General features: G+C 68.6%; 10 protein-coding genes and 7 pseudogenes. 9 read left to right on the top strand and 8 right to left on the bottom strand.

Annotated elements, in window-relative coordinates; all coding sequences use genetic code 11:
- Positions 1-298 precede the first annotated feature (298 nt).
- Positions 299-1,487 (top strand): annotated as a pseudogene (locus tag STRCI_RS42945) (ISAzo13 family transposase); the annotation flags it as partial.
- A 1,066-nt stretch (positions 1,488-2,553) separates the two neighbouring features.
- Here STRCI_RS42945 and STRCI_RS42940 read toward each other — a convergent pair.
- Both STRCI_RS42940 and STRCI_RS42930 read right to left on the bottom strand, forming a co-directional pair.
- Positions 2,554-2,940, bottom strand: a complete 387-nt coding sequence (locus tag STRCI_RS42940; protein ID WP_269664403.1) for a RidA family protein — start codon at positions 2,938-2,940, stop codon at positions 2,554-2,556.
- Positions 2,941-4,142: 1,202 nt separating this feature from the next.
- Positions 4,143-4,550, bottom strand: coding sequence for a hypothetical protein (locus STRCI_RS42930; protein WP_269664402.1), 408 nt, complete (start codon positions 4,548-4,550; stop codon positions 4,143-4,145).
- Between the two features lie 244 nt (positions 4,551-4,794).
- Between STRCI_RS42930 and STRCI_RS43720 the strand changes: the two are divergent.
- Both STRCI_RS43720 and STRCI_RS42925 read left to right on the top strand, forming a co-directional pair.
- A pseudogene (locus STRCI_RS43720) lies at positions 4,795-4,964 on the top strand (ISL3 family transposase); the annotation flags it as partial.
- A 209-nt stretch (positions 4,965-5,173) separates the two neighbouring features.
- Complete coding sequence (locus tag STRCI_RS42925) at positions 5,174-5,458, top strand: hypothetical protein (RefSeq protein ID WP_269664401.1); 285 nt, start codon at positions 5,174-5,176, stop codon at positions 5,456-5,458.
- Between the two features lie 859 nt (positions 5,459-6,317).
- Here the strand turns inward: STRCI_RS42925 and STRCI_RS42920 are convergent.
- Positions 6,318-6,638 carry a hypothetical protein gene (locus tag STRCI_RS42920; RefSeq protein ID WP_269664400.1) on the bottom strand — a complete coding sequence of 107 codons (321 nt, stop codon included), beginning with the start codon at positions 6,636-6,638 and terminating at the stop codon, positions 6,318-6,320.
- A gap of 93 nt (positions 6,639-6,731) precedes the next feature.
- Between STRCI_RS42920 and STRCI_RS42915 the strand changes: the two genes are divergently transcribed.
- Positions 6,732-7,262: a DNA polymerase thumb domain-containing protein gene (locus tag STRCI_RS42915; RefSeq protein ID WP_269664399.1), complete on the top strand. Its 531-nt coding sequence runs from the start codon at positions 6,732-6,734 to the stop codon at positions 7,260-7,262.
- A 1,095-nt stretch (positions 7,263-8,357) separates the two neighbouring features.
- Here the strand turns inward: STRCI_RS42915 and STRCI_RS43715 are convergent.
- Positions 8,358-8,579: pseudogene (locus STRCI_RS43715) on the bottom strand (transposase); the annotation flags it as partial.
- A gap of 229 nt (positions 8,580-8,808) precedes the next feature.
- On the bottom strand, positions 8,809-10,506 hold the full coding sequence (locus STRCI_RS42910; protein ID WP_269664398.1) for a lysyl oxidase family protein: 1,698 nt from the start codon (positions 10,504-10,506) through the stop codon (positions 8,809-8,811).
- A gap of 450 nt (positions 10,507-10,956) precedes the next feature.
- Here STRCI_RS42910 and STRCI_RS42905 point away from each other — a divergent pair.
- The 3 genes and pseudogenes from STRCI_RS42905 to STRCI_RS42895 all read left to right on the top strand — a co-directional run.
- Positions 10,957-11,109 (top strand): annotated as a pseudogene (locus STRCI_RS42905) (replication-relaxation family protein); the annotation flags it as partial.
- Positions 11,110-11,505: 396 nt separating this feature from the next.
- A complete protein-coding gene (locus tag STRCI_RS42900) occupies positions 11,506-12,867 on the top strand; it encodes an outer membrane protein assembly factor BamB family protein (protein WP_269664397.1) in 1,362 nt (453 codons plus the stop codon).
- 267 nt (positions 12,868-13,134) lie between these two features.
- Positions 13,135-13,442 (top strand): annotated as a pseudogene (locus STRCI_RS42895) (IS110 family transposase); the annotation flags it as partial.
- 144 nt (positions 13,443-13,586) lie between these two features.
- On the opposite strand, the gene STRCI_RS42890 reads toward STRCI_RS42895, so the two are convergent.
- The gene (locus tag STRCI_RS42890; protein ID WP_269664396.1) at positions 13,587-14,462 is read right to left on the bottom strand and encodes a LysR family transcriptional regulator; all 876 of its coding nucleotides are present in this window, start codon (positions 14,460-14,462) and stop codon (positions 13,587-13,589) included.
- A gap of 122 nt (positions 14,463-14,584) precedes the next feature.
- On the opposite strand from STRCI_RS42890, the pseudogene STRCI_RS42885 reads away from it, so the two are divergent.
- A pseudogene (locus tag STRCI_RS42885) lies at positions 14,585-15,569 on the top strand (NADP-dependent oxidoreductase).
- Between the two features lie 633 nt (positions 15,570-16,202).
- Here the strand turns inward: STRCI_RS42885 and STRCI_RS42880 are convergent.
- Positions 16,203-17,147, bottom strand: coding sequence for a virginiamycin B lyase family protein (locus STRCI_RS42880; protein ID WP_269664395.1), 945 nt, complete (start codon positions 17,145-17,147; stop codon positions 16,203-16,205).
- Positions 17,148-17,577: 430 nt separating this feature from the next.
- A pseudogene (locus STRCI_RS43675) lies at positions 17,578-17,682 on the bottom strand (transposase); the annotation flags it as partial.
- Positions 17,683-18,423: 741 nt separating this feature from the next.
- Between STRCI_RS43675 and STRCI_RS42870 the strand changes: the two are divergent.
- Complete coding sequence (locus tag STRCI_RS42870; protein ID WP_269664394.1) at positions 18,424-20,886, top strand: outer membrane protein assembly factor BamB family protein; 2,463 nt, start codon at positions 18,424-18,426, stop codon at positions 20,884-20,886.
- Positions 20,887-20,935 lie beyond the last annotated feature (49 nt).

Genomic DNA, 20,935 nt, shown 5'->3' with positions numbered 1-20,935 from the left:
CGAGTCTCACGTGGCCTCAGAGGTCGCTTTCTCCCGCCGCCGGAGACATAAGCCCTGCCGACGGATGGCGTCCCTTGACGTGGTGTAGCCGATCAAGGTGAGGGGGTGCACCGGGGGCATGTGCCGATGGACTTTCGCTCCCTGCCCGCAAGGTGGGCCATCGTGCAACTCTCCGTAGTGAACGGGCAGTTCAACGCGGGAGGTGAAGGATGGCCCTGTCTCAGTATGACCTGGAACCTGTGCGGAAACTACTGCTCGTACTGCCGGTTCTGGACCGGCGTACGGGTAGGGGCACGGCATGAAGGTTCCACCGGAAGCCGTCGCGGTATTGTGCGGCAAGTTCGAGGCGGTTCTGCCGCATCTGGACGAGCGGCAGCGCCGTTTGTATCTGGGCGCGGAGGCGCAGGCGTTGGGGCACGGCGGGATCACCGCAGTGGCCACGGCGGCCGGTGTGTCCACCGCCACCGTCAGCCGCGGAGCGCACCAGCTACTTGAGAGCCCTGCCGTCCTGGGCCAGCAACGGGCGCCGGGCGGTGGTCGCAAGCCGCTGACCACGATCGATCCCGGACTGCAGGCGGCATTGGACGCGTTGGTCGAGCCGGCTGAACTCGGCGATCCGGCCTCGGTGCTGCGCTGGACCACCGCCTCGCTCCGCGATCTGGCCGAGCAGTTGACCGCCATGGGGCACGCGGTCGGCGCGACCACCGTGGGCAAGCTTCTGCACCAGATGGGCTACTCGCTGCAGGCCGCCGCACAGACCCGCTCCGGGGGCAACCACCCTGACCGGGATGCCCAGTTCCGGCACTTCCACAGCACCGTCGACGCCTTCCTCGCTGACGGGCAGCCGGTGATCAGCGTGGACGCAAAGAAGAAGGAAGCCATTGGCAACTACCAGCGCCCGGGCCGCACCTGGCGTCCCAAGGGCACCCTGATCGAGGTCGACGACCACGCGTTCCCGGCCGACACCGACCTGATCACCCCGTACGGAATCTATGACCTCGGCGAAGACACCGGCTGGGTCAACGTCGGAACCGACCGCGCCACCGCCGCCTTCGCGGTGGAGTCGATCCGACGCTGGTGGCAAGACCGCGGCCACAGCGACCACCCCGCCGCCACCGCCCTGCTGGTCACCGCCGACGCAGGCGGAGCCAACGGTGTCCACTTCCACACCTGGAAATGGCAACTGGCAGCTTTTGCCTGCGAGTTGGGCATCCCGATCACGGTCTGCCACTTCCCGCCGGGCACGAGCAAATGGAACAAGGTCGAACACCGGCTGTTCTCCCGCATCACCTGCGCATGGCGCGGCATCCCGCTGACCAGCTACGAAGTCGCTGTCCAAGCAATCGCGGCGGCTCACACCCGCACCGGATTAAAGGTGCGAGCCGAACTCGACACTCACCGCTCAGAACCCGGCCCCCTGGCAGGTCGCCGCTCTCCCTTTGACACGCGACGACTTCCACGGCGACTGGAACTACACGCTGCACCCAGCACCGGAACCGCAGCCACCGCCGCCGTCCCGCATCATCGATCCCGCTGTCACCACCTGGCTCTCCGATCCAGCCCTGACCGGCATGACCCGCCAGGAGCTCGGTTCCCTGGTCGACCAGGTTGCCGACGACTGGCAGTGGCTTGCCGACCGCGACCTGGCCCGTCGCACCGGCCGTCCCCGCCAGCGTCCCTCGGCCCGCGGGATCGGCCAACTCGAGTACCACCACCGTGTGCTGGCCGCAGTGCTGCGGGCCCGCCGGGTCGCCACGACCGTTCTGATCACCGAGATCCTCGACTGCAACGCATGGAACGCGTCCTGGACGCACCCCGGCTCCACCGGTCCAGGACCCCGCACCCAGCCACCGTCCAGGTCAGGCAAGGCCAACGGGTCAACTGCGACATCGACCCGCTACCGCTGTGACCGGCAACCGGAAAACCGCAGGCCACGGGCCGCGGGCGGCCCTCTGCTGCCCGCGGCATGAGCAGACCGCCCAAGGATCCGCCCGGCAACGAGAGCGCGGGCATCGCCGGTTCGCCTGCCTCGACGTGGCCGACGCCGTACAACGCTGAGTCGGCCGTGGCTGGTTCTTCGCGGAGTTGGAGATCAAGGACGTGCGGCAGAAGGGGGCGTGAGGTTCCGCGCTCGCGCGCCCCTTAGGGAGCGTCGCGACCGGTTTGCTGATGAGTTCCTGGGAGGCCTTGGCGCAAGCAGTGCCCGTACGGTCTTCTGCGATCGGCCGGGTTCTGGTCGTGGGTGGTGGCCTCTATGCGGGGGCGCCACGGCCGGGCAAGGGTTCGATCGCAGCCGGTTACGTTCGGTTACTTTTCGAACGGCGGAGCCCCTTTCGAGTGATGTCCAACGTCCGGAAAGGTCCTGTGCGGGCGTCTGTACGATGGCGCCCTCGACAGCGCGGCGACCTCGCCAACACCTCTGAGGCCAAAGGCTGTTGACGCATCGCCCGAAGGGATCCGGCAAGCAATGACTTGGCCTGCTCGGCTGGGAGACGGCAAAGACCGGCTCTCCCCCCGTCAGCCTCACTCCATGCACGCGCAGCGTGCGGACTGTCATCCAGCGGCGGTGACCTCGACTTCGACGAGCCAGTCGTTGTCCAGCGTGGTCGCGACGATCGCGGTGGTCGGGACGCGCCTGCCCCCGAGTGCAGCCGTGCGGGCGGCGGCGTTGGCCTCGGCGTAGGCAGGTTCCCGCAGGTAGCTGGTCAGGCGCACGATGTTGTCGACGGTCATGTCGGCCGAGGCGAGGATGACGCGGATGTTTGACCAGATCAGTTCGAGCTGCTCCTCCAGGCCAGCCCCTGGCTTTCCGGCCGGATCGAGCCCCATGGTGCCGGCGACGAACAACAGCCGTCCAGCGCCACGCACCTCCATGGCGTGCACGTAGTCGTCGGTGGCCGCGTAGACGCCTTCGGTCGGGTTGTGGGGCACGAACTCCATCGACTGCCTCGCTCTCTGGACAAGTAACACGGCTGCGGACCGATCATCGTCCACCCGTAGGATGCAAGGAAAGCGGATTACAAGAAGCCATCGCGGTACATGAGGTCGGCGGCTGTTCTGCCGTGGCACAGCTCTGGGCGAGGCGGTAACTACGCAGTCCATTGCGTCGAGTTGGCAGCTGGAGACAGGCGGGATGCTCTTCCCCGGCGCGTCCCTGGCCTTCCTCAACCACTGCATCTACCGCGGTTGGCCGGACAGCGGGGGCGTCCACCGGCGCCCCCGCCCTGGCGGTCACACGGTCGCTGCGGTGTCCTGCGACGGAAGGGCACAGCGCCGCCGGCGGTCACTACAGGGCGGCCGTAACGGCCGGAGTATGTCCGCTCGATCGCCAGGACCAGATCTCCGGAGCTGCGCCCGAGCAGGGCGGCCTGCATTTCGGTGGCGCGAGGCGGGCCGGATGTCGTTCGCGATGCGGCCCGAACTTCCGCTACGGGGCAGTCCGGACAGGCTGAAGGCCTCCAGGAAGTGGGCGAATTTACTGAATCGCGGCGGTGCGCAGCGCAGCACGCTGTGCGTGCCGTCGGCTCATGAGGGATGGCTGAGCGGGGGCAGGAGGTCGTCGCCGGGCCATAGGGCGTGCTCGGTGACGAGGGGGTGAGGACTTTGTCGATCTCGGCGAGCACGGTGCCGCGGGCATCTGGCCCGTAGGTGGTCAGCCGGCTGGCATCGTGCACCTGGGCGCGGACGACCTGGCTGTCCGGGCCGGCGCACAGCAGGGCGCGCACAACTAACGGCAGGCCGAGGCTGAATCCGTCGCACTGGCCGCGGCGTACGAGGTGGAGGAGGTCGGCGGTGACGGTTTCCCAGTCGCCGGCCTGCGGCCACAGGGCGCCCCCGCGCAGCTCGCGGGTGAGGGTGGACAGCGGGACAATCCCGCCCGGCCGGCGTCCCTGGATGAGGAGGGCGTGGATGCGGGCGCCGTCGGGGCTGGCGCACCGCGGGATGCAGCAGGGTGGCGGCGGCCACCACGGTGGTGTTGATCTCCCGGGTGTCCGAGGCGGGGTGGTTCGGCTCGTGCACGAACAGATAGACCTCCACAGTGCGGACGGCCGGAGTGGACTCGGGCTGAGGCTGGGGCTGGGGCTGGGGCTGGGGCTGGGGCTGGGGCTGGGGCTGGGGCTGGGGCATGAGGGCGGTTCCCTTCAGTGGTGTGTTGTGTGTGGAGCGAGGTGCCGTTGTGCGGGCGCCCGGCGGGTGTTTGGGCTTGCGGGTGGGGTCCGCTGCGGCGGCGCCTTCCTTGCGGGCGGCGCGTTGGATGATCTGTTCGACCCGGTCGGCGAGTTGGAGCGTGAGCCGGCCACGGCCGAGCGGGTGTCGTGGGTGTGGAGGTCACAGGACGCGTCCCGCAGCACGCTGTGGCCGGTCTCGGCCGAGCGCCGCAGTTCACAACGCTCGCCGCCCGCTGCGGCGGGGACGCGGAAGGTGTGCACGGCGGCGAGGCGATGCAGGTCGCGGACCGCGCCGTCGCCTTCGACGGTGCGGACCCGCTCGCGGGCCCTGGCGTTGAATCGGCGGGACAGGTGCTCTTCCAGGACGGGAGCGAGCAGCATCGCCGGCAGCGCAACGCCGACAGGAAGCCCACGCAAGATCACCTCGTGGATCGTGCGGCCGCGGGAAACGCTCACCGAGAGCCAGGACGAGCGACTGCTTCAAGTTCGGCTCGCCGGCCCGGACACAGCCCGGGCCCGCGACCTCGCCCGCGCCTTCGCTGACATGGTCCGTCACCCGCGCGGATACCGGCTGCTGGAGTGGATCCGGCCAGCCGGGCAGGATGCTCCGAAGCCCAGGAGGGGCTTCGCTGGCTTCCTCCGCCAGGACCTCGGCGCGGTGACCGCCGGGCTGACACTGCCCTGAGCTCCGGGGGCGTCGAAGGGCACGTGAACCGAGTAAAAACACCCAAGGGAGCCATGTACGGCCGAGCCTCGTTCGAACTCCTCCGGACCCGGATCCTCACCCAGCGATGAGCTTCACGCAGCTGCGGACAGAGCCTTGAGAATGGATCTGACGCGACGTCCGTGAAGTCCCGGTTCGCCAAGGCCGCGGCAACAGCTGATGCCCGGTTGGCCCACTGATGCGTCCATCCAGGTCACCTCCGGACATCACCCGAGCGAGAGACGCTCACTGAGGGTATGTCGTTTCGCGCAAGGTGACCTGGAATATGAGGAGATCAGCCATGTATGCAGTGATTCGCCATTACGAAGGAGTGACGGACTCTGCCGAGGCAGGGCGTCGAGTGGACGAGGGATTCGTGCCTCTCCTGCGCAAAGTCCCCGGCTTCGTGGCCTACTACTTCGTGGACGCTGGGGACGGGGTGATGGTCTCTACCAGCGTTTTCGAAGACCAATCCGGAGCCGAAGAGTCGATCAAGCGGGCGGCCGACTTCGTGAGGGACAACCTCGCCTCCCTGCTCCCCAACAGCCCTCAGGTCACAGCCGGCACGGTTGCGGCTGCTGGGTAGCAATCTGCAAAGTGGGGCGCGGCCCCGACCACCCGCACCCCGACGACCCTGCCCTTCCCGGAACCATGAAACGGCCGCTGCCGCTCTTCGCATCACTTTGTTGCGGGTTGAACGATGTGAGGAGGGTGAGGATCGACGAGCATGCGTAGGCCCCGCCGACCGCCAGGTCGACGGGGTGATCGTGGACCTCAGCGCCTGGTCAATTGATCAGCTCGCACTTCGAACTCGACGCTTCCGTCGAGTGATTCGCCTCCCGAAGGGACAAGGGAGATCGTGACCGTGTCCGTGGTGTTGTCGTGTCCTTGCCGCCGAAGACGGGCCACTTGCCAACGAAGGCCCACTGCTGCTGGTGGGCGTCGGTGAAGCGGACTTCGACCAGGCCGGGCCGGGGTTCGTCATCGACCCACCGGATCGCTTCGCAGCGCAAGAAGACCATGGGCAGAGCCTGCCATCACGGCCTGCGGCCGGCAGCAGGATTTCCCGACTGCCGGCCCATCGGTCTGGCTGTCATGGAGCCCTGCGAAGCGGCACGACATCGGGAAGGCCGGTCGGCATCGACGGCCGGGCTGCTTTCGGCGTCATCCTCCGCACAACGAACGGCACAAGCCACTCTTCGGGCGCCGTCGGCACAAACACCCACCCGACACACCGTCACCGACGCCCACCCAGTGACGACAAACCGGCACAGCACGATGGTTGGCACCGATGGCGGCCCGCCGGCTGTTTCCAGCAGCGCGCAACGCAAGATCGGTGTCACCGGCTGCGACGCTCCGCAAATCGCCTGAGCTGCCCAGCAGCCCCGGCGGACCGAGGCTGTGTCAGAACCCATGCACCAGGCCATGACGGACGCTTCAACCGGTCACAGACCGGCGACGTGCCCGGCCTTCTTGAGCACGGAGTCGAGCGCGTCCACCACGGCGTTGCGCTGCCTCGCGCCCGCCACCCGGTCTGCCGGCACCAGCCGCGCGGCGGCCTGCACGGCGCAGGCGTCCGGATCACCGAAGGCAGTCCGCGGGTGCTCCCCCGTATCCGCGCAGTGGACCGTGACATCCTTGACCCCCTGGAGCACGACTGCCCGGTCCACGCCCGGCTGCATGGCCAGCCGCACCTGGAAACGCGCCATCCACTTCTCGCGGTCCTTCTCCCCCGCCACGTCCGTCCTCTGGTCCTTCTTCATCACGTGCTCTCCCAGGTGATCGACAGCCGTCCCTCATGGAATGGGACGCCGGGTCATCGGAGAGGGTTGCGGAAGCAAGAGTCTGATGGGCCTCAAGTGAAAGCCGGGGAGCCGCACTACGGGGCGCGTGCGCTCGCCCCCTTCGGCCTGCAGAGTGCCGCGGGCTGTGCGGGCAACAGGATGCTCGCCGCCATGGCCTGCGCTCTCACCCCACCAGGCCGGCGCACTGTCATCGAAGGCTCCCCCGAGGCAATCACCGCGTTCCTGCGGCCCCGGCCGGTCAGCGAACTGCCCGGCGTGGGCGCGAAGACGGCCGCGACGCCCGCCGAGTACGGCCTGGACACCGTCGGTGACGTCGCCGATGTCCCCCAGTTCACGCTGCAGCGCCTCCTCGGCGCACGCGCTGGCCGCACCCTCCACGAACACGCCCACGGCCGCGACACCACCGGCGTCGACCCCACCCCTGCACCGGCGAGCCTCAGCACGGAGCACCGCTTTGCCCTCGATGACCCCGACCCGGCCGCCCACCGGCGCGTCCTGCTCGCCCTCGCCGACGACCTCGGGGTCCGCCTGGCAACGGCCGAACGAACGAACCTGAAACCCCGTCACCCCCTCCTGACCAGCTGATCAGCACCTCCCGCACGCCGGGGGAACCTCAAACCTCAGCCTGGTTGCGTACGAGAATGGACTGCAGACGGTAGGCAGCAGCCCTGGCCGAGGTTGGGGACATGGCGTGGGCGGCGTCACCGAGCCAGGCGATCCGGCCGGGGTGCAGGGGCCAGCTCGTGGAAGTCGCTCTGCCGGACGCCGGCCGGGTCCAAGCGGCCGACACGTTCCAGCAGGGCCGGGATCGGCTCATGCCAGGACCTGAAACGGCGGTGCACAGTTCGGCACGCGCGTAGCCCACCGGGTACCGGCCGGGACGACCGCGGTCGCATAGAGGTAGAGCCAGCCATCAAACAGCGGAGTGAAACCGAACCGCTCCCCCCTGCCCCTGCTCGGCGTTACAGCCAAGGCAAGGTCCTACCTCTCACGTCAGCGGGACGCGGCCCGGTCAACTCTTACGCGACGACCCATCCAGGCGGGACCACGATGCACCACGGGCGGCCACCCGCACCTACGCAGCCAGAGCTCCTCCCCAGCGCCGCTCGCACCACCACCGCACGAACGACCCAGGCACGTCACCCAGCCCGCGCCCCGGACGCTCCGGCATCACAGCCTTTGTCGTCACCCTCTCCCAGCAGCATGCAAACTGATTCGCAAGAGCTGACCCGCCCCTGCCTCGTGCCCGGGAAGGTCCCAGCAGGTCACCTCGCGGCCGTGCGCCGTCTGCCTAACAGCCGTCGCACTCCCCGGCGGTTGAGTAGGTTCTCACGCCACAACTCGCCCGCAAGGAAGCCTCGTTGGTCGCATGTCCTGCCGCACTCGACGTGCCCCATGCCCTCGTTGAACTCGTCACCATGCGCATCGTCGGCCACGAGCCCATATGCAGCATCGGCGTGGCCGCCGGTCAGGTGTCGGGTGGGGGATGCTGCCGCGCATGCCTGCGGCGACGCGTGGTCGGCCTGTCGTACTCGAAGCCGAAGTGCACGCCCCCCAACATCAGCCGGTACGGCCGCTGGCGTTCACCGGCTCGAACGCGAGGCCGATGAACGGGTCCTGCGCCTCGACGCCCGATTGGGGGGTACGAGGCGGGGCAGGCTGAGGGGGCGTTCACGCACTCCCCCAGGCGGCGTCCGCAGTCACCCGGGCGATCGGCAGCGGCGAGGCGAGCGCGCGCAGCACGATGGTCTTGGCCAGCTCTCCTTTGGTGGCGAAGGTCCGCTCGTCGGGGACCTTCGCAGCGTGGCAGCGCTCGCGGTCGTCCGTCTAGGACTTGGGCAGATACAACTCGCGGTTCACCAGGGCGCCTCCGCGGGGGGTGGCGTAGGCGGCGAAGACGCTTGCAGGGTGTCGCTCTTGTGGAAGCGCCGACCCGGCACCTCAACCGGCTCCATCGGCTGCATCGACATCGACGCCCTACGCATACGACAACGGCGGTCCCCAAGACCACAACCGGGTCTTGGGGACCGCCGTCACGCACGGCCCTCAATGGGCCAACAGCATCCCGCGCAGAGCGCAGCCAGGAGGCGCTCACGCGGTCTGCGGGCCGGCGCCGCTTACCCGGCGTCGGTCACCTGGCGTCGATCAGGCCGTGCGGCGGTACCTTGACCGTCCGCTTGCCCGGCTCGCCGCCGAGGATGACCTTGCGCAGGGCCACGTTGTTCTTCGTGTTGGTTTCCTGCAGGCGCTTTTCCGGGTTGGCGATGACCTGGATGTAGTACGTGCCGTTCGGCAGGTCCGTGATGTCGAAGGACTGGCCGGGGCGGTACTGGGTGTAGGTGTCGCCGGAGCCGACGTCGAGGACCTCGCGGACGGAAATGGAGTTCTGCTCGCCGCAGGCGGTCGACAGATCCGTGTTGTACGGGTGCCAGTTGGCGTTCTTGACCGTGTAGTCGACGGCATCGGTGTTGGCCAGGCAGAACGCCTCCTTGCCGCTGCGGACCTCCTTGGTCTGGTCCTCGCTCAGCAGCCGGTAGCTGGCGAAGTCCGTGAAGTGCCAGTGCTCGTGCCCGATACGTGGGTCCCATTCCATCGTGCCCGTGGGGGTGTAGCCGACCTGCTTGCCGTTCGCGTCGTAGAAGTACTGGTAAGCGTCCATCAGGTCCTTACCCGGGCTGCGGAAGCCGTCCACGACGAGGGGCGCCGGGCCCGCGTTCCAGACGTTGGCGCTGAAGGCGAGGTAGTCCTTGCCGGGTACGTCGCCGTCCTCGCCGTCGGTGATGGCGATGTCCCAGGCGGGCAGCGAGCGCAGATCCGGCTTGGGCGCGTTCGCCGGGACGCCCGCCCGGCCGGTGGGCCGCTTGTCGGCGGCCTTCAGCGCGGGCGCGATGCGCGAGCCGTCGGTGTGGCCGCGTCCGTCGCCCAGGTGGTGGGCCAGGCCGCGGTCTTCGAGCGCGTGCGACAGGGCGCCCGGGGTGGGGGCGTCGGCGCCCCGGGGGCCGTAGTGGTGGCCCGCCGGGCCGCCGGCGTGATGCGCAGCGTGGCCGGAGCGGGCCGTCAGGCCCATGCCCCCGCCCCCGCCGGTCTCCTCACGCACCGTCACCTTGATCGTCGGCTGGTCGTCGGGGATGCCGAACAGGTCCCGGTACTTCTTCGCGACCCGCACCTTCGCCGTGTACTGGCCGACCGGCAGGTCCAGCGGCTTGTCGTAGTCGACGGTGCTGGAGTTGGACGCCCAGCCCTTCTCCACGCCCCACACCGAGCCCAGCGTGAACGGGTTGGTGGGGCAGCTCTCCGGATAGTGGGACGTCGCCGGAGCGTCGGGGCGGATGCGGCCGGAGGCGTTGTTCGGGCAGAAGGAGCCCTTGGTCTTGGCCACTTCCTGGCCGGCCGCATTCTTGAGCGACACCTCAAGGAAGCCGGGCAGGCCGGAGAAGTCCTTCACCAGGCCGGCGGGCAGGGCCCTGGTCGTGGTCTTCGTGCCGTCTCGCAGGACCTGCTGGGCGACGACGGGATCCTTGTACGACTTACGCTTGACCTTGAACTCCAGCGGCGCACCGTCGACGGTGACGTACGTCCCCAAGTCCAAAAAGACGCCCCGCTCCCCCTCTCCCTCCCCTTCCCAGCGGTCCAGCGTCACGGCGCTCGAAGCCGCGATCAGCTTGAGCTTCGGCATGCCGGGCGTGCCCGCCTGCGCCGCCCCGGCACCGGGAGCGGTGGCGGCCACTGCGGCCACGACGGCTAGCGCGGCAAAAACGGCGAGCGCCGAGTGTTTCACACGCTTGCGTTGGTGCTGACTGGTCATCGGTTCCTCGTCTGCGAGTGCCATGGTCAGTGGCATCGGATCGGACAGCGCACGACCCACCGGTCAACCCCCGGACCGAGCGGATCTGTGACCAACCCGTGAGAGGGGTAAATGTGGTGTGTGAGTTGCCTGTTGGACGGGCGAATTTCGGACCATGGCAGGCACGCCCAGCCGTCACACAGCCTTCCGGCGCAGTCGCCGGACCAGTTCAGGCAGCGTGACAAGGGAAGCCGTGAAGGAGGCACCGAAGGCGGATCCCAGGTCGAGCATTCCGCCCACCGGGCACCGCTCGCCCCGTAGGTCACGCTCTGTACGGTCTGGAGCCGGTACAGGTGGTCCCTGCACTCGGTGATGAGAGCGGGCTCGCGCGACCGGGGCATCCAGAAGGCCGCCCGCATCGGCACCACGCCCAAAAGCACCACACTCGCACGCTGGGAGACGTCCCACACGTAGGCCGCCTTGCGCACCCGCTCGTCGGTCATGGCCCAGCACCCCCTCGTCGCCGCCCTCGCCCGCGACGTCCCCCTCGCAGCCGCCGTCCTCGAAGACATCGAAGAACACGGCCCCTCCGCACCCGTATGGACACCACTCACCGGCGGCCCGCCCTGCCCATGGACCGAGCTGTAAACCCGGCGCCCACGCGCGAGCGTTGAAAGTGCATTCCGTCCCCGCGAAGGGTCCGATAAACCGATCGAGGAAGACGGCGGGGTGCTGATCACAGCAGAGGCAGTGCAGCCCGCCCCGTTGAAGCCCACATCTGTCCAAGTCCGCCCGGCAGCGGGAAACACTGTGATGCTCTGGCAGCGCGCTCCTGAGGCAGTGGGCGAGAACAACTCCCCCTGGCCGACAGCACCAGACGGCCGGCCGCACCGGCATACCCACCAGGGCGCTGGAGCGATGAACGGCGGGCCGTGTGCGCGGCCGGGCCGGCTGCGGGCATGCCGGGCAAGGGGCGGGTTCATGATCAAAGTAAGCTGACCCGCTGGCCGTGAAAATTCATAAGGAACGACGGGGGCAAGGAAGTTGAATCGCATACGTACGACGGTGGCACTCGGTCTGGTGCTGTCCGCAGGCATGGTGACCGGGTGCTCCGCGGGGGCGGAATCCGATGCCAAGGCTTCCGGCGGGGAGGCGGGGAAGGGCACGCAGTCCTCTCCCGCGGCGCCGAAGGGCCCGGCCTACAAGGGCAAGCCGGTGCCCGGGCTGGCCGCGCAGCCGGCCTGGAGCCTGGCGGCCGACGAGGCGGGCAACTGCGCGGGCAAGGCTTCTGAGAAGGACTCGACGCAGCTCGACATCTGCACGGTCGGGGACGCCGTCATCGTCACCGGCTACAGCGACGGGCAGTCGGGCACGCGCACCTTCACCGCCCGGCTCCTCGACGCCAAGAGCGGCACACTGCGCAAGAAGTTCGACTTCGCCCTCCCCGCGGACAGCGGCGACTCCTCCTCCCCGACGGTGGCGCTCGCGCAGGTCGGAACGTGGCGGGACGGCTCGCCCGCCCTGCTGATCCGCAACCGCCTCGACACCCCGGCGGACGGCCTGAAGAAAGCCTCGACTAAGACCGTGCTGACCATGTACGCACCCTCCGGCGAGAAACTGGGCAGCTCCACCTTCGACGACGACACCCACATGTCCACCCCGGTCAAAAACGGCTACCTCGTGGAAGCCGGCATGGCCGACGGCGCCGTGTTCACCCCGATCGGCGACGGGCAGCCACTGACCACCGAGGCCTCGCACATCGACCTGGACGGTGCGGTCGGCTCCGGCCTCGGCTACACCTCACAGCAGGACATCTCCTTCCAGCCCCACGCCGAGTGGCTGACCGCCACCGACGTCCGCACCGGCAAGGACGTGTGGAACACCAAGGACCTCACACCGCCGGCCGCCATCGCCCAGCAGGTCACCGAGGACAAAGCGACCAGTGCGCGGCTGATGCCCTTCGAAGGCGACACAGCCCTCCTCGAATGGTCCTCCTACGGCGATACCGAAGCGGTCATGACGCTGATCGACGTCAAGACGGGCAAACGGCTCACCGAAGGCCCCACCATCGACACCAACGGCACCACCGACGACGACGCCCTCGCCATCACCCCGGACGGCAAAACCACCGTCGTGCAGTACGGCGAAGGCGCCGTCGCCTGGAACACCCAGACCGGCAAAGAACTGTGGCGCCAGGCCGCCGACGAAGTGACCATCACGCCCAACGCCCTCCCCGGCAACGGCATCCTCTACGCCTACCTCGACGGCACAGCAGCCGCACTCGACGCACGCGACAAGAAGCTCCTGCTCTCCGGGATCGAGCAGATGCCGCAGTTCACCACCAACGGCTACGCCACCATCCGCACCCCCGACGGCCTCTTCAGCTTCGCCATGCAGCCCATCTGACGGACCCCGTTCTCTTCTTGGCGGTCCTGCAAGAGGGCCGCCGGCCTCCGGGCCCGGCATGACTGTTACCCCCCGTCGAGCGGATGACCTGAGGGTGGTGTCACCGGGCCCGAGGGGTGCCGTCACAGACACTGATCAGAGGTCCGGCCGCCGCCCGGCCCGGCCGAATGCCGGGCCGCTTGCGGGCGGCAGGTCTGCATGACGTGGATACGCGCGAACGGCTCCAACCCCGAGGCCGGCACGGCATCAACGCATGCGGGGGGCACGGTGATCGACATCGACGAGACGGGCGTCTTCCCCCGGCCCGGACGCCAGCAAGAGCAACCATCACGGCCACGGACACACCCCGGCCGGGAAGAAGGTCTTCGACAAGACCCCTGCCCAACGGCGAACCGCAGTTGCGGGCCGTCATCGACAAGCCCAAGACAAAGGCCGGCATCGTCCTGGAGGTCGTGGACCAACTCCCCTCCATCGGCACCCTGCCACTGACCGCCGCCCGCAACGCCCGCCGCAAAGTCGCCTACCCGCCCGGACCGGCGATACGCCGAATCGCCGACCTCCACCCCGCCGAGTCGGGACGGCGTGTTTGTTCGCCGCTTCACAGGGCCGGACGCTGAGCCAGCACAACCCCGAGCGATACCGGCAGATGCGCGACGAACATGGCGCGCGTGAGCCCCGCTTGGGTGCCGTTCAGCGCCCAGCGGGTCGGCTGGTCCCACTCAGGGGGCCGGTGCGGTCAGGACGGCCTCGGCAGCCAGCCGCAGATTCCTGATCATCGGATTCGGGTCGCCCTTGCGGCTGACCAGGACGACCTGGCTGGGGGGAGCGTCCTCGATCGGGACGGTGACGAGGTCGGGACGCAGTGAGCTACGCCGATCGCCGACCGGTAGTACGGCGATCGCCTCGCCACTCGCGACGAGTTCGAGCTTGTCCTCGTAGCTCTCGACCGGCCCCACGCCGGCTCCGAGGATCCGGTAGGAAGTCCAGTCTGCGGTCTCGAACGCGCACGGCGCCGCCTCTTCGCCGGCCAGTTCTTCCGCGGTCACCGACGCGCGGCCGGCCAGGGGATGGCTGCGCGGGACCGCGAGCATCCGGGGCTCCTCGTACAGCGGGGTGGTGAACACGTCGTCGGCGGCGAACGGCAGCGGGGCCCGCGCGATCAGGGCGTCGACGCGCTTGTCGGACAGTGCCCCGACGTCGCGGCAGCTCAGGTACCGGGTGGCGATCTCGGCGTCCGGACAACGACGGCGCAGTTCCCGTACGGCGGCAGTGATCACCAGGTCTTCGACGTAGCCGATGGCGATTCGTTCGGTCTCGGCTTGTTCACGCACGGCCAGCTCAGCCTGGCGGGCGGCCTGCAGCAGGTCTTGGGCCCGGGGGAGGAACGTCTGGCCGGCCGGAGTGAGCCGGGTGCCCTGGGCGGTGCGGTCCAGGAGTCGTGTGCCGAGATACTTCTCGAGCCGTTGGATCTGGCGGCTCAGCGCCGGCTGGGCTACGTGCAGGTCGGCGGCGGCCCGGCCGAAGTGCTGGTGCGCCGCCACCACGGTGAAGTAGCGCACGAGCCGCAGTTCCAGGTCCTGTCCGAGATCGTTCACCCTTGCAGGGTACGCGTCATGCTGTTTCGGAATGATCAGGTTGCCGGACCGGTCTTGGACGGCCATGCCGTCCTGGGCCTTGACTGAAGGAGCAACGTTTCCCCGAGAAAGCGACAGGCGCGATGAAGGCGATCCAGTTCCACGAAGCGGGCGGGCCGGAAGTTCTGCAGTACGACGAGGTGCCGGTTCCCGAGATCGGCCCGGGCGAGGTGCTCGTCCGGGTGCACGCGGCGGGCATCAACCCGCCGGACTGGTACCTGCGTGAGGGGATGAAGGTCATGCCGGCCGAGATGAGGCCGGCGCTGGAGTTCCCCCTGACCCCCGGAACGGACATGTCGGGCGTGGTGAAGGCGGTCGCCCCGGACGTCCGCGGGTTCGCCGTCGGTGACGAGGTCTTCGGCATGCTGCGGTTCCCCGGATTCGACGGCCGGACGTACGCCGAGTACGTGGCCGCGCCGGCATCGGACCTGGCGCACAAGCCGGCCAGTATCGAACACGTGCAGGCGGCCGGGGCGCCGATGGCCGTGCTCACGGCCTGGCAGTACCTGGTTGATCTCGGCCACGACGTGCCATCTCCTTTCACCGGCCAGGTGCACCAGCCGGTGCCGATCACGCCAGGGGATGACCGTGCTCGTCAACGGGGCCGTCGGTGGAGTGGGCCACTTCGCGGTGCAGCTGGCGAAATGGAAAGGGGCACACGTCATCGCGGTGGCCTCGGGCCGGCACGAACAGTTCCTGCGCAGACTCGGCGCCGACGAGGTCATCGACTACACCCGCACGCAGGCCGCGGACGCGGTCAGCGGCGTGGACCTGGTGATCGACACCGTCGGCGGCCCGGACAGCTCACGCTTCCTGTCCGTCCTCAAGCGCGGCGGCACCATGCTCCCGGTGTTCTTCGCCGAGTACGACCCGCAAGACACCGCCCGTCTGGGCATCACCGTCTCCAACATTCAGGTGCGCTCCCACGGTCCCCAACTCGCCGAGATCGGGCGCCTGTTCAACGCGGGCACGCTCCAGACCGGCGTGGACAGCACCTACCCGCTGCCCGAAGCGGCCAACGCACACACCCAAGCCGCACAGGGCCACATCCAAGGAAAATCGTACTGACAATGGCCCCGTGATCGCCGAACTCCAACAGGCGGCGGCGAAATACACCCACACCCTGAACGAGCTCAATGCGCCCGAACTGGAAGCGGACCTGACGGCGCGGCGCGATGGAGGATGTGGGTGGTGGCAGGCGGGGTGGCCCAGCCGTTTACCGGACTGGTCCTGTCCGGGGCACACGGTTAGAACCGGCGGCTCGCGAACGCCCTGGGCCCGTGCCTGCGTGTGCCCGGCGTAGTGAACAATCACACGGAGCAAGGGTCCATCGCCCGCGGTGCAGGCCCCTCCGTGGGCGCCTACCTGGCTCTCCAGTGGCTTCGACTGCACTACGGGGAGGGCCCGGTGGACTTCGGCTCCGCGACCCTGCTCAGGGCTGACCCCCGGCGCACGCTCCATCACGGCCAGCGCCACTGCTGGCCAAGTTCGACGACGGGGAGCGAAACTACACCATAGGCGAGGGCAACTGGCTGGAGCGGACCTACTACACCGACTCCAAAGTGACGGTCTTCGAGACCACTCCCGGCTACCGGCGCTTCGGCCTGCGTCCCGCCGCGGACGGGCGCTTGAACCGGCACGCCGGCCCGCGCGGCCATGACGCTCAGCATGTCGCTGCAAAACAGGTCGGCTCGAGCCCTGTCAGTCCTGCCCGTACCCCGGGCTGTCCGGGGCAGGGGGGAAGGCCAGACCGGTCGGTGTGCTCAGGCCCGTGAAGCCGAGCGTCACCTGACCCCCTCCCGCCTCGCGGACGCGCACCACGCGGTTGTTGAACCCGTCGGCCACGTACAGGTGGCCGTTGCCGTCGAGGGCGAGTCCGAGCGGGGAGTTCAGTCCGGTGACGGCAACGGTGCTCTGCCGGCCACTTCCCAGGGCGACCTTCACCACGCGGTTGTTGCCACTGTCGGCGACGTACAGCTCGCCGCCGGCGCCGAGTGCCAGCCCGGTCGGCTGGGAGAGGCCCCTCGTGGGCACGGTCTGCTGGCCACCGCCGTCCACCGCGACCCTGACGACCCGGTCGTTTACGAAGTCCGAGACGTACAGATGCCCATCGGGTGACCAGGCCAGCCCCCAGGGATGCAGCAGTCCCTCCGTGGCCAGCACCCTCCGCCCCCCGCCATCGGCGGCCACCCTCACGATCCGGTCGTTGAAACTGTCGGCGATGTACAGGTTCCCGGCCGGATCGACCGCGAGCCCCAGCGGACGCGACAGATCGCCCGCCGGAACGACCGACTGCTCCCCACCGTCCGGAGACAGGACCACGACCCGGTTGTTGCCGGTATCAGAGACGTAGAGCCGGCCCGAGGCGTCCCAGGCCATACCGGTCGGACGCACCAGACCGTCGAAGGGGACGGCTACCTGCTCACCGCTGTACGCGGACAGGGTCACCACCCGGTTGCCGCCATAGTCGGACACATACGGAGCCGGGCCGACGGGCGTGCGGGCCTCACCGGCCCGCACGGCGTCCCTCGCCCCAGCGGGCAGCGCGCACAGCAGAACCAGCCCCAGCGCGGCGGCCAGCCGCCAAGACCACCCCCGGGCCGGCCCGCGCCCGCCCATCGCCGACCCGGCCGTCATCCGTTCCATGACTCACCCGCCTGTGTGCTCCGACGGCCGGCCCCGTGCCGTACCCCCACCAACCCTAGAAAACGCCGCGCGCCGGCGCGGTAGCCACGCCACCACACCGTCCGCCCGCCACTCCAACGCCCCCCGAACACCCCGGCCAGGGCAGGCACCACCCCGCAGCCCGGCTACAGCCTGTCTCCTGACGAAAGACCCTCCGCGCCGAACTAAATAGTGCTCTGATTGCGTAGATTCGCCGGGCTGGTGGTCGCGACGGTTGGATGTGCGGTGGCGTCCATTCGACCGCCGGAGGCGCGGTGGCTGAGCCTGTCCGTGTACGCAGACTGACCGACCAGGAGGGGCAGAAGCTGCAGCAGATCGTGCGCCGGGGCACCCTGAGCTCGTCGCGTTCGGCGGTGGTCAGCCGGTCATCGCGCTCGCCGTGGTCGGCTTCGGCCTGGCGGACCCATTGCCGCAGGGCTTCCTTGTGGATGCCGAGGTCCTTCGCGACATGCGCGACGGGCCGGCCGGTGGTGCGGACCTCGCGGATCGCGCTCACGCAGCTCGTCGGGATACTTCCGTGGTGCTGGCACTGATGTGGTTCTCCTTCGCCAGGACCGTAACCCTGGCATCAAGGACTCCACAAATCTCAGTACAGCTCATGTTGATCTGCACAAGTCGCGTTGCCATGCCGCAGGTCCTAAAGGCACCCCCAGCTCAGGCCGCCATGACCAGGCATGTACCCGACCAAGTACTGACTACGACCGCGATTGCCGCGATTGCCGACAAGGGCGAGTCCTTGCCAACGAAGGCGAGCCCCGCTGCCGCCCGCGTCCGACCAGCCAGCGGCACGGGACCCATGCCCCGACGGCTGGCTGACGCCACTGACCAACCGAAAGACTGCTCAAGCCTGCAACGGCTGACTCGGCCCGCACACTCCACGAGCGGGCAACTCCAGCCGACAACACGCGCGACGCTCGCTGCAACCGCCCACTCCGTTGAACGCCGCACCAAGGTGCTTCCTGCCGTGGCGAGCAAGACGGGTCGAGGATGTGCTGTTTCCCGGGATCGATGTGCGGGTGGAACGGGTGAGTGACTCCTCCGACGTCCTGGTGGTGGAGGAGGCGGTGTCGACAGCTCGCCCGGGCCGGTGCCCGGACTCCCGCATGGCATCCGTCGAGCAGGTGCCAACACATACGAAAACCTTGTATGAGTCAAAAGCCACATCCAAAGGGCAATATCCGAAATGATGCGGCTCGAAGGCAGGCCCTTGGGGGACCACCGAGCCAGGGTAGGGGGCGTGGGGTGGTGGCAGTGTTCGGAGTCTTTGGAGCCGGAGGACCCTCGGCAGGTCGGGCGCTACCGGATCGTGGCCCGGCTCGGCGTCGGCGGAATGGGCCAGGTCTACTTGGCGCGCTCGCCTGGCGGGTATGCGTTCGCGGTAAAGGTGGTCCGCCCCGACCTGGCCCGGGACGGCGACTTCCGCCGCCGCTTCGCCCGCGAGGTGAGTGCCGCCCGGCGGGTCAACGGGGCCTTCACCGCTGGCGTGGTCGACGCCGACCCGACCGGCTCCCCGGCCTGGCTGGCCACCGTCTACGTCCCCGGCTTATCGCTGGGCGAAGCAATCGCCTACTACGGCCCCTGGCCCGCCCGGCCGGTGCTGGCGCTCGGCGCCGGACTGGCCGAAGCGTTGGAGGCCATCCATGCCGCCGGGGTCGTCCACCGCGACCTGAAACCCTCCAACATCCTGCTCGCCGCCGACGGTCCGAAGGTGATCGACTTCGGCATCTCCCTCGCTGACGAGGCCAGCGCGCTGACCCAGACCGGCATGACGATCGGCACTCCAGGCTTCATGTCCCCCGAACAGCTCACCGGCCAGCTCGTCGGGCCGGCGAGCGACGTCTTCGCCCTCGGCGCGGTACTGGCCTATACCGCCACCGGCACCGGCCCGTTCGGTATCGGTGCCGCGCATGCCCTGTACTACCGTGCCGTCCACGAACCGCCCAACCTGGCTCCCCTACCGCCCGAACTGCGCCAGGTGGTGGCAGCCTGCCTGGCCAAGCAGCCCGGGCAGCGCCCTACCGTGACCGCCCTGCTTGGTGAGCTGACCACGGCGGGCGGCGCAGGCCGGGAACCAACCGCCGCCCTGGCCCAACTCACCGGGCGCGACTGGATGCCCGGCCACATCGCCCGACTCGTCCGCGAACACGCCTCCATACCTCTGCCCCACACGCCACCCCCGGCGCGACAGACGCCGCCGACAGCAGCCCAGCCCGACACCACTGGCCCGTCTCCCGCACCATCAGGGCCATCCTCTCTGCCGCCCGCCGAGCCGCCTCACCCCGCACAACCCGCGTCCACTGGCACGGCACCAGAATCCGCTGTGCACCAGGCCCACGCCCAAACCGCACAGCGTCCCCCCACCGCCCCGAGCGTCACCCGCCCCGGCGGATCCACCCCAGCCCAACAGCCGGCGCACTCCACGCAGCATCCGCCGCACCGGCACTCCCCCAGCCCTCAGACCGGCCCCCCGCCCTCTGAGGAGGGCCCCTTGGGCGGAGCAGCGAGGACAGCACACTCCCAGCGCTTCAAGCCTGGCGGGCCGGGTGATGACGAGGCCACAGCCCAGCCCTTCACCAGGCCCGTTCACCGATCCGGCATCTCCCGCCGACAGGCCCTGCTCGGCCTTGCCGGCACGACCGCTACAGCACTCGGCCTCGCCACCTGGACGCTGCTCGACGACAGCTCCGGCGGCGATGCCGGCAAGCTGCTCTGGAAGTTCCCCGCCGGTGTTGTCCAGTCTTCCTTTTCACCAGTCGTCGCCAATGGCATGGTCTACATCGGCAACTACGACAACAACCTTTACGCCGTGGACACCAGGACTGGTCAGCAACGCTGGAAGTTCTCCAACGGTGTTACTCGAGACTCTGGCGTCAAGGAAAATGTCACGGAAACGGGCAGCGCCTCTTCACCGTGCCTGGCTGACGGATTGCTCTATTTCGGCAGTTGGGATTACAACCTGTACGCGGTGGACGCCTCCACCGGCAAGCAACGCTGGAAGTTCCTGACCAGTCGGGACATGGATTCGTCGCCCTGCGTGGTCGACGGCGTGGTCTACATCGGCAACTACGACAGCAACCTGTATGCCGTGGACGCCGATACAGGCGAGCTACGCTGGAAGTTCCCGACCGACGGTGGCATATTCTCGTCGCCGGTCGTAGCCGATGGCCTGGTGTACGTCGGCAGCAGGGACAAGAACTTGTACGCCCTGGACGCCGACACAGGCGAGCTGCGCTGGAAGTTCCCGACTGACGGCTGGGTGGAATCATCGCCTTTCAGGGCTTATGGCATGGTGTATGTCGGCAGCACGGAGGACGAATTGCATGCCGTGGACACCGACACAGGACAGGAACGATGGAGGTTCCCAGTCCCCCAGTATCTTTTCCCTTCGTCGCCGGTAGCAGCCGATGGTGCGGTCTATGTCGGCAGCAACGACAAGAACTTGTACGCCCTGGACGCCAGCACGGGCAAGCAACGCTGGAAATTCCGGACCGATGGCATGGTGGGCTCATCGCCGGCCGTGGGTAATGGTGTGGTGTATGTCGGCAGCGACGATAAGCACTTGTACGCCGTCGACGCCAGCACAGGAAAACAACGCTGGAAATTCCGGACCGACGGCACCATAGAATCCTCTCCGGTCGTGGCCGATGGCGTGGTGTACTTCCGCAGTGACGACGGCAATCTGTACGCAGTAAAAACATAAAGCCCTGCGCTCCACGACGAGCAGGAGAGGCCCACATCAGCGCACCGCT

Origin of the sequence: Streptomyces cinnabarinus, from assembly GCF_027270315.1 — a bacterium.
Lineage (GTDB): Bacteria > Actinomycetota > Actinomycetes > Streptomycetales > Streptomycetaceae > Streptomyces > Streptomyces cinnabarinus.
The sequence above is the reverse complement of the archived record's forward strand: the minus strand, read 5'-3'. Positions and strand labels throughout refer to the sequence as shown.

Coding starts and splice junctions, on each gene's coding strand:
- STRCI_RS42940 (WP_269664403.1), bottom strand. CDS start 2,940: ATGGAGTTCGTGCCCCACAACCCGACCGAAGGCGTCTACGCGGCCACC.
- STRCI_RS42880 (WP_269664395.1), bottom strand. CDS start 17,147: ATGGAACGGATGACGGCCGGGTCGGCGATGGGCGGGCGCGGGCCGGCC.
- STRCI_RS42925 (WP_269664401.1), top strand. CDS start 5,174: ATGTATGCAGTGATTCGCCATTACGAAGGAGTGACGGACTCTGCCGAG.
- STRCI_RS42930 (WP_269664402.1), bottom strand. CDS start 4,550: ATGCTGCTCGCTCCCGTCCTGGAAGAGCACCTGTCCCGCCGATTCAAC.
- STRCI_RS42910 (WP_269664398.1), bottom strand. CDS start 10,506: ATGGCACTCGCAGACGAGGAACCGATGACCAGTCAGCACCAACGCAAG.